Below are 8996 nucleotides of genomic sequence, written 5' to 3'. Positions count from 1 at the left end.
AGACTCAGCTGACCACTACGTACCAACGCCTGAGCTCAGGTATGAGAATCAACAGTGCGAAGGACGATGCGGCTGGTCTGCAGATTTCATCACGATTAACTACTCAGATTAACGGCCTGAATCAGGGTAACCGCAATGCCTCCGACGGTATTGCTCTTGCTCAGACTATCGAAGGCGCCATGGACGAAACTACTTCTATGCTGCAGAAGATTCGTACCCTGGCTGTTCAGGCTGCTAACGGCACTAACACTGCCGAAGACCGCGCTGCACTGAAGAAAGAGGCTGACGCTCTGGGCTTTGAAATCACCCGTATTGCTCAGCAGACCAAGTTCGGTGGCAAGACCGTGCTTGACGGTGCCAATGACACCTCCATTTACGGTAAAAATGGTAATAATAATGCCGATACAGGTAAGCTGACCTTACAGGTTGGCGCCAATAAGGGCGACACCATCGAATTCTCAGTACAGACTACCATCATGTCCAAGCTGTTTGCCGGCGGCGGCGGTGGTCAACAGCCACCTCAGCCACCAGCTGGTGGTGGCAATACCTGGGATAAGGCAACAGGCTTCAAGCTTGCTACAGCTGACGATGCCAGTGCTCTTATTGCTGAGATTGACAAGGTTATTGCCAAGGTTGACGGCCAGCGTGCTGACCTAGGTGCAATACAGAACAGGTTAGAGAGTTCAATTCGCAACCAGGCTAATGTTTCTGCCAACCAGGCTGATGCCCGTAGCCGCATTCGTGACGCTGACTTCGCCGAGGAGTCTGCCAACCTGAGCCAGCAGTCCATCATTCAGCAGGCTGCTACCTCCATGCTCATGCAGGCTAACACTCGTCCACAGCTGGGTCTGTCCCTGCTGGGCTAATGTAGCCAATCAGACAGTTTTAAGGTCACCTTATCTGTCTTAGAAAAAGGGTCTGACTGACTTTCAGTCAGACCCTTTTCGCATTTTTTATTCTTACCTTTTGCTACCTGCTATATTAAGAGCTGATATGCACGGAATTCGCCAGGATCCATACAACCTGTTTACGCAAATGTTTGTATGCAACGCTATAATTTAGAGGTGTTTACATATTTATATTACTAGATTAGTTGTATCTATTTATTTACACTTTATTTATAGATATCATAATTTTCTTTATCGTGCAGGTGATGGTTTTCGTGCCGTTATGTTGGTGAGAACGAACAACCTTTGCATCTTTCCATGGACTTCAGGTCTGTCAAGGTGTAAACGTTTACGTGTGAGAGAGACAAAAATAAATGGCAGTTTACGTCAATACCAATGTCAGCTCCCTTAACGGACGCAGATATTTAAATAACGTACAGACTCAGCTGACCACTACGTACCAACGCCTGAGCTCAGGTATGAGAATCAACAGTGCGAAGGACGATGCGGCTGGTCTGCAGATTTCATCACGATTAACTACTCAGATTAACGGCCTGAATCAGGGCAACCGCAATGCCTCCGACGGTATTGCTCTTGCTCAGACTATCGAAGGCGCCATGGACGAAACTACTTCTATGCTGCAGAAGGTTCGTACTCTGGCTGTTCAGGCTGCTAACGGCACTAACACTGCCGAAGACCGCGCTGCTCTGAAGAAAGAGGCTGACGCTCTGGGCTTTGAAATCACCCGTATTGCCCGTCAGACCAAGTTCGGCGGCATGACCGTTCTGGACGGTGGCAATGACACCTCCATTTATGGCAAGGGCGCACAGGGTAATACCTCCAAGGGCAGCCTTACTCTTCAGGTTGGCGCCAACAAGGGCGATACCATTACCTTTGAGGTGCACGCTACCGTAATGTCCAAGCTGTTTGCCGGCGGCGGCGGTGGCGGTGGTAACCCTGCACCTCCAGCTCCAAACCCTGGTGGCGGCGGTACCTGGGATAAGGCAACAGGCTTCAAGCTTGCTACAGCTGATGATGCCAGTGCTCTTATTGCTGAGATTGACAAGGTTATTGCCAAGGTTGACGGTCAGCGCGCCGACCTAGGTGCAATACAGAACAGGTTAGAGAGCTCAATCCGCAACCAGGCTAATGTTTCTGCCAACCAGGCTGATGCCCGTAGCCGCATTCGTGACGCTGACTTCGCCGAGGAGTCTGCCAACCTGAGCCAGCAGTCCATCATTCAGCAGGCTGCTACCTCCATGCTCATGCAGGCTAACACTCGCCCACAGCTGGGTCTGTCCCTGCTGGGCTAATCTGAATACAGATATCTGAATACCGATAATCGCTGGTCAGCACAGCTGACCTCTCAAGAGCCTGACTGCCTTGCAGTCAGGCTCTTTACGTTTATGCGCCGCATAAGGGCTGTGTAGTGCTTATCTGGCAAGACACGGGTAATGCTCAGCAGTCTGTTCGTAGCGGCCTCAACGGGTCGATCATGCTGCAATGGGACTTTCTGTAAGAGTTTTTGTTTTCGCCCGGCATGGTGTTCTTTGCTGGCTATGAAGGTGATCGAATATGTTGCTTTTGTTCATATTCATGGAGGCGGCGATGAGGCGTTGCGCACTGGTGTTCGGGGTTTTGTGAGGCCGGGCTTGAGCACGGCCTGCGTGCTCTATGGCGTGCAATTATTGTTATAAATCTGATATATATGCCAGTGCGTAGCGATTGTGCTTATGTGTCAACGGGCACGCAACTGCGGGCTTTTTGGGCCGTGCGGGCCATTGCCCTTAGCATGCCTGATTTTCTGGCCTGGCAGGTATTTTTGGCTGCTGCTGTTATAAATTTTCATGCATAAAGAGCATGATTCCGGTCTTTGTAAGCTGACATCCTTAAAATTTGCTGTTTATTGGTACGCAATTTTGGCTTAATAAGTTCAGATTTATGGACAGTTATGAAAACGCTTTCGTGCCTTTATAGATATCAGCACGTGGATTGAATCTGGACATTCTGATCAGTCAAAAAGCCGCTTATATATCAGACTGCAATCGTTTGCATATACTGGCTTGGCTGATAAAAATACGGATTCGTACTTTTGCTTTTGTGGCCTCTGTTCACTGTTTCGTAGAAAACGTGATCAATATCATAATTTTGCAAAGTAAATTAATGCAATCGTTGTCATTTGCGCAGTTGAAACTTTCTAACAATGGCTTAAACAGGCCCGGGGTCATACTCTAAGTAACCGTTTTCATGCCCATTTTTACCGTTTTTTCTCAAAATTTAATTTCTGATTAAAAATTGGAGAGGGATCGCAGTTTTTGAACGGACAAATCAATATCATGTAACCAACTTAAGGCCGAAGCGCAAATGAAGCTGCATTCGCGAGCTTTGCCCTGCCCGGTATCGAAGAATATCGAGCCTACCTGAATAAATTCAGGAACTTCACTGAATGCCTGCGCTGCGACTGTACTTTTTGACTGACACCAGGAAAGCTGTTGTTAACCTGGTGATCAGAACAGTCAGTAAAGTACCTTAAGCTATTTTCAGTTACCTGGAGGATCAAAGATCTATGAAGAAGTCTCTTACTGCTATTGCTGCCGCTGCCGTCTTAGCCGCCACCATGGGTACCGCTCAGGCTGAGGATGTCCTCGTTGGCTCCTGTATCTACAAGTTTGACGATACCTTTATGACCGGCGTTCGTAACAACATGCAGAAGGCCGCTGACAGCTTAGGCGCTGAGATTGAGTTAGTAGACTCCCAGAACCGTCAGCCAATGCAGAATGACCAGGTTGACACCTTCATCACCAAGGGTGTTAACGCTCTGGTTATCAACCCGGTAGACCGTTCCGCTGCCGGCCCTCTCGTAAACAAGGCCAAGGCTGCTGACCTGCCAATCGTCTTCATCAACCGTGAGCCAGAAAAGTCTGTTTTACAGAGCTGGGATAAGGCTTACTACGTTGGCGCAAAGGCTGAAGAGTCCGGCACCATTGGTGGTCAGTTAATCGCCGAGTACTTCAAGGCCCATCCAGAGGCTGACAAGAACGGTGACGGCAAGCTCCAGTACATCCTGATTAAGGGTGAGCAGGGCCACCAGGACGCTACCTTACGTTCTGAGTACTGCGTTAAGGCCATGAAGGAAGCCGGCCTCGACATCGTTGAGATTGGTTCCGACAACGCCAACTGGGACAAGGTTCAGGGCCACGACAAGATGAAGAACTTCATTACCTCTCTTGGTATTGAGGCCATCGAGGCCGTACTGGCCAACAACGACGACATGGCTTTAGGTGCTGTTGAGGCTCTTAAGTCTGAGGGTTACAACCTGGGTAAGGATGGCAAGGATCCTTCCAAGTTCATCCCTGTTGTAGGTGTTGACGCTACTGCTCCAGCCTTACAGGCCATTTCCAAGGGCCAGATGTTAGGCACTTCCTTAAACGACGCTGTTAACCAGGGTACCGCTGCTGTACGTATTGCCAATGAAGCTGCTCAGGGCAAGCCAGTTACCAGCGAGTCCATTGGCTACACCATCACTGATGGCAAGTATGTATGGATTCCTTACGTACGTGTTACCCAGGAAAACTACAAGGACTTCATGTAATCATCTGATTACTTAAGCCCGGTTTCAACAGCCCCCGAAGCTCTTGAGGGGGTCTGTAAACCCAAAAGCCCGGCAGCATTGCTGTCGGGCTTTTAAAGAGCACAAAAAAGCAGCCCTGAGGCTGCGCAATGTGTGTCTAATAAGCCGGCTCCTGCCAGCTTATAAATAAAGTGCTCAGGCTGACTTCCCCAGCATGAGTATTAAGTGCTCAGGCTGACTTCCCCAGCATGAGTATTAAAGGTCCAAGACTGAGACCTGCCTGTCACCTGCTTAAATCCCGCATAAGAAATAAGCCGCAATCCCGCATCTGTTTGTAACCTGCCTGATATCTCAAATCCAGCTGTTTTCAATGCAGTTACGGCCCAAGTTGCGCCCTTTTTTCGCATGCAGACCTAATCAGGGGACTGCATTTATCTGTTCAGGGCATCAAAGTTATCAACGATGACACCAGATCTTGAACCTGTATAAGGTCAAGTCAAGGGGAGCAAGACCAGCACTTCCCAGGCGCAAGCCCGAAAGCGGCAAGCCCGCGCTCTTTGAGCTCAGGGCAAAGCTGTAAAGCGACCAGACTGCGGTTATCAGGGCATTGAATATGCCGTTGCGCCGCTGTTGAAGTCAACACACCTGCCAGTGTGATGGTCACCTGAAGATAAGGTTAGCTGTTTTCTGGTTCTGGCCTGACAAGCCGGACTTATCTGTTTTTACAAGTCATTCACTGTCCTTTGCCTGAGCGGCCCCATCTATCTGGTCCCTGCCAGATAACGGAACCACCGGTCCCTGCAGGACTGACAGTTTCAGGTTAGGCAGCAGTCTGATAAGGCTGTGTGCAGTGATAAGCAATCATACAACAATAAGGTTAAAGGCGAGGCGGTAGTATTTATCGCAATCAGTTTGCAGCGCCCGGTAAGAGTTCATAAAGGACACCTTCTCCCTGAGCAACTCTCAGGCAGAGGTCTGACCTGCTGCAATGCAGATGTCTGCAGTCTTTAAAGCTGTAGCCACTGACTTAATTAACTTTATTAAGCTATTTAACGTCCACTGTCTTCTGCTCTGATTCATCCCTCCCTCCTCGTTTTTTCCTTAACTGAAGAAGGTGTACTCAAGGCTCAGGCCTGAAAGTATTCCTCTCTTATGCATGCAAAACGGCATTATCCTGTGACCGCACGTCAACAAGGCGGTTTAAACGGTCAGAGGCCGTATGCCGCAGGTATGATGCCGACTGTAAAAGCAGCATGGCATATCTTAGATACTTCGATAAACAGATCTATGCAAAGCGTCAGACACGCTGAGTGTGCCTGATATCTGTGGTCACAGCTTTGAGGCACAGCAATATCTGCTCATTAAGGCTTAAAACCTTGATGCTGCAGGGCAGTCAGAGGTTCATCACCCCCGACAGAGCTGGTGCCGCAAGCTCTCAGTCTTACAGAAAGTGAGGATCATTTTTCATGAGTCAGTACGTCCTTGAGATGAACGACATTGTGAAGCGATTCCCTGGTGTATTGGCACTCGATCATGCCAATCTGAAGGTAAGACCGGGTACTGTTCACGCCCTTATGGGTGAGAACGGCGCCGGTAAATCAACGCTCATGAAATGTCTGTTTGGTCTGTATCATCCTGATGAGGGTACCATTCTCTACAATGGTAAGTCCATCAATGATATTCCTAACACCAAAGCTGCTCTGGCCATGGGTATCTCCATGATTCACCAGGAGCTCCACCCTATACGTTTCCGCTCAGTTATGGAAAACGTATGGATTGGACGCTTCCCAACCAAATTCGGTTTTGTGGATCACAAGGCCATGTACGATCAGACTGTAGAGCTCTTCAAGAGCATCGGTCTGGACGTAGATCCAAAAGAGCGTGCCGGTCTGGTTTCCGCCTCTAAACTCCAGCTTGTGGAAATCGCCCGAGCCATTTCCTATGATGCCAAAATCATCATCATGGACGAGCCTACCTCATCCCTGACTGAGAACGAAGTTGAGTATCTGTTCAAGATCATCAACAAGCTCAGAGATGAAGGCCGCTCCATCATCTACATCTCCCACAAGATGGAAGAGATTCTGCGCATCAGTGACGACGTAACCATCATGCGTGACGGCAAGTTCATCGGCACCTACCTGGCCAAGGAAATCGACCAGGACTTCATCATCCGCAAGATGGTGGGCCGTGACATGTCCAACCGCTTCCCTGTACGTGAAGACAAGCCATCAGAAGAAGTCGTTCTGGAGGTTAAGGACTTCACCGCAGCTGAACCGCGCTCTTTCGTTGACGTCAACTTCCAGCTGCACCGTGGCGAAATCCTCGGTATCGGTGGTCTGGTAGGCGCTCAGCGTACCGAACTGGTAGAAACCATTTTCGGTCTGCGTGCACTTGACCACGGTCAGATTTTCAAGAACGGACAGGAAATTCAGATCAAGTCTGTGCGTGATGCCAAGCGCAACGGTATCGCACTGCTTACTGAAGAGCGTCGTCAGAACGGTATTTTCGGTATTCTTTCCATTCTCGATAACACTCTGATTGCAGCTCAGCAGAGCTTTGCCAAGATGGGTATTCTCGACGATGACAAGCGTGTCCCTGCTGCACAAAGCTCCTGCCGCGAGTTACGAGTCAAGACACCGGATCTGCAGACCCCAATTAAGAATCTCTCCGGTGGTAACCAGCAGAAGGTTCTGATTGCCCGCTGGCTGCTGACCAACTCCGACATCATCATCTTCGATGAGCCTACCCGTGGTATTGACGTTGGCGCCAAATATGAAATCTACAGCCTCATGCTTGACCAGATCAAGCAGGGCAAGTCGATCATCATGATCTCTTCTGAAATGCCTGAACTGATGGGTATGTCAGACCGCATTATGGTTATGTGCGAAGGTCATGTCACCGGCTTTGTCGACAAGGAAAACTTCGACCAGGTAGAAATCATGCGTCTGGCTTCAAGCTTCAAGAAGTAGAGAGGAAACTATGGCAAATACAATTACTCAGAGCTCCTACTACAAGGCCCTTACCGGCGTTGGCGGAGCCATGATCTTATTAGGCATTGCTCTTTACTTTGCCTCAATCAAGACCCTGTACGACTTACCTGTTATCATGATGCTGATCGGTGCCTGGATGACCATCCAGAACGGTTACCACGTCATGCGCCCAATAGCTCATGCTCCAGATATCGTTCTCAATGCCAGGACCCTTAACAATGTCCTGACCAACTACGCCATTATTATTGCGATGGTGGTACTCGTATTAATCATCTGCTTCCTGCAGCCTCGCTTCATGCAGATTCGAGTAGTTCTGGACATTATGACCCAGTCATCCACCAAGCTCATCATTGCTCTGGGTATCTGCTTTACCCTGATCATTGCTGGCTGTGACCTGTCTGCCGGTCGTATCGTTGGCCTCGCTGCCGTTATCTCCACCTCCATGCTGCAGACCGCTGACTACGGCAACCGCTTCTTCCCAGAGCTTGCCCAGCTGCCTTTATTCATCCCAATTCTGGTAGCAGTCTGTATCTGTATGATGTTCGGTGCCCTCAACGGCTTCCTGGTTGCCCAGTATGAAATGCATCCATTCATTGCAACTCTGGCTACTTCCGTAATTGTTTATGGCAGCTGCTCCCTGTACTTCGACCTGCCACCAAACAACTCCCAGCCAATCGGTGGTGTACGTCCTGACTTTGCAGCCTTAGGCCAGACCAAGTTCTTCCAGGGCGGCGGCTTCCCAGGCGTCTCCATTCTGATTCCTATTGCTGCTACCATCACCGTAATCATCTGGTTCGTACTCAACAAGACCGTATTCGGTAAGAACGTATACGCTCTGGGTGGTAACCGTGAGGCTGCCGTTGTAGCCGGTGTTAACGTATACGCTACCAACCTGTTCATCTTCGTTCTGGCTGCCGGTCTGTACGGTATTGCCGGTGTGCTCGAGGCTGCACGTACCGCTGGTGCTACCAACCAGTACGGTATGGGTTATGAGCTCGACGCCATCGCAGCCTGCGTAGTAGGTGGTGTATCCTTAATGGGTGGTATCGCAACCGTATCAGGCATTATCGCCGGTGTGTTCGTATTCACCATTATTACCTACGGTCTGCAGTTCATCTCCGTATCCCCAATGTGGCAGCAGGTTATCAAGGGCATCATTATTGCCACCGCCGTTGCTATCGATATGGGCAAGTACCGTAAGAAGAACTAATCTCAATATCCGGTCTGCAGCTGCTGCAATGCTGCACCAGTGCAGACAAAAAGGGCAGGCCCGCCTCAACACAAGGTCGCTGCCTGCCCTTTGAGATTAAACAGAACAGTACACTGACAAGTTTTCAGCCCCTGGCCGCACACACGCGGATGCAGCCTTAAGCGGCATGGCACAGACGATAAACCTTGTCTCAAATTAGCACCTCGCATGCATGAGGTGCACCAGGGCGTATCCCTTCACCGGGACACGCCTTTTTGCTTTTCAGGCGCACCACAATCCATAACCATTTTGAACCGGACCGCCTCCGCAACCCCAACCGGCCCTTTCCCGACCCGACC

6 protein-coding genes are annotated in these 8996 nt (G+C 49.8%); all 6 read left to right on the top strand.

The genetic code is table 11. The features are described from left to right. The coding region (locus MXE39_RS12500; RefSeq protein ID WP_246979025.1) for a flagellin at positions 1 to 866 on the top strand (866 nt) is incomplete at its 5' end. A gap of 395 nt (positions 867 to 1261) precedes the next feature. Beyond that, on the top strand, positions 1262 to 2200 hold the full coding sequence (locus tag MXE39_RS12495) for a flagellin (RefSeq protein WP_246979026.1): 939 nt from the start codon (positions 1262 to 1264) through the stop codon (positions 2198 to 2200). A gap of 246 nt (positions 2201 to 2446) precedes the next feature. Then, the gene (locus tag MXE39_RS12490) at positions 2447 to 2584 is read left to right on the top strand and encodes a hypothetical protein (protein ID WP_247074193.1); all 138 of its coding nucleotides are present in this window, start codon (positions 2447 to 2449) and stop codon (positions 2582 to 2584) included. An 869-nt stretch (positions 2585 to 3453) separates the two neighbouring features. Continuing rightward, positions 3454 to 4479, top strand: coding sequence for a galactose ABC transporter substrate-binding protein (locus tag MXE39_RS12485; protein WP_246979027.1), 1026 nt, complete (start codon positions 3454 to 3456; stop codon positions 4477 to 4479). Between the two features lie 1445 nt (positions 4480 to 5924). Then, complete coding sequence (locus tag MXE39_RS12480; protein ID WP_246979028.1) at positions 5925 to 7427, top strand: sugar ABC transporter ATP-binding protein; 1503 nt, start codon at positions 5925 to 5927, stop codon at positions 7425 to 7427. A gap of 10 nt (positions 7428 to 7437) precedes the next feature. After that, entirely contained in the window at positions 7438 to 8658 is a 1221-nt protein-coding gene (gene mglC, locus MXE39_RS12475; protein WP_246979029.1) for a beta-methylgalactoside transporter permease, read from the top strand. Positions 8659 to 8996: the final 338 nt, after the last annotated feature.

It is taken from the genome of Anaerobiospirillum sp. NML120511 (assembly GCF_023050955.1).
GTDB lineage: Bacteria > Pseudomonadota > Gammaproteobacteria > Enterobacterales > Succinivibrionaceae > Anaerobiospirillum.
Note: the sequence above shows the minus strand (reverse complement) of the source record. Positions and strands in the feature narration are given on the sequence as shown.

Bases quoted from the DNA above. Each gene is read 5' to 3' on its own strand.
- MXE39_RS12485 (WP_246979027.1), top strand. From the start codon at position 3,454: ATGAAGAAGTCTCTTACTGCTATTGCTGCCGCTGCCGTCTTAGCCGCC.
- MXE39_RS12495 (WP_246979026.1), top strand. From the start codon at position 1,262: ATGGCAGTTTACGTCAATACCAATGTCAGCTCCCTTAACGGACGCAGA.
- mglC (WP_246979029.1), top strand. From the start codon at position 7,438: ATGGCAAATACAATTACTCAGAGCTCCTACTACAAGGCCCTTACCGGC.
- MXE39_RS12490 (WP_247074193.1), top strand. From the start codon at position 2,447: ATGAAGGTGATCGAATATGTTGCTTTTGTTCATATTCATGGAGGCGGC.
- MXE39_RS12480 (WP_246979028.1), top strand. From the start codon at position 5,925: ATGAGTCAGTACGTCCTTGAGATGAACGACATTGTGAAGCGATTCCCT.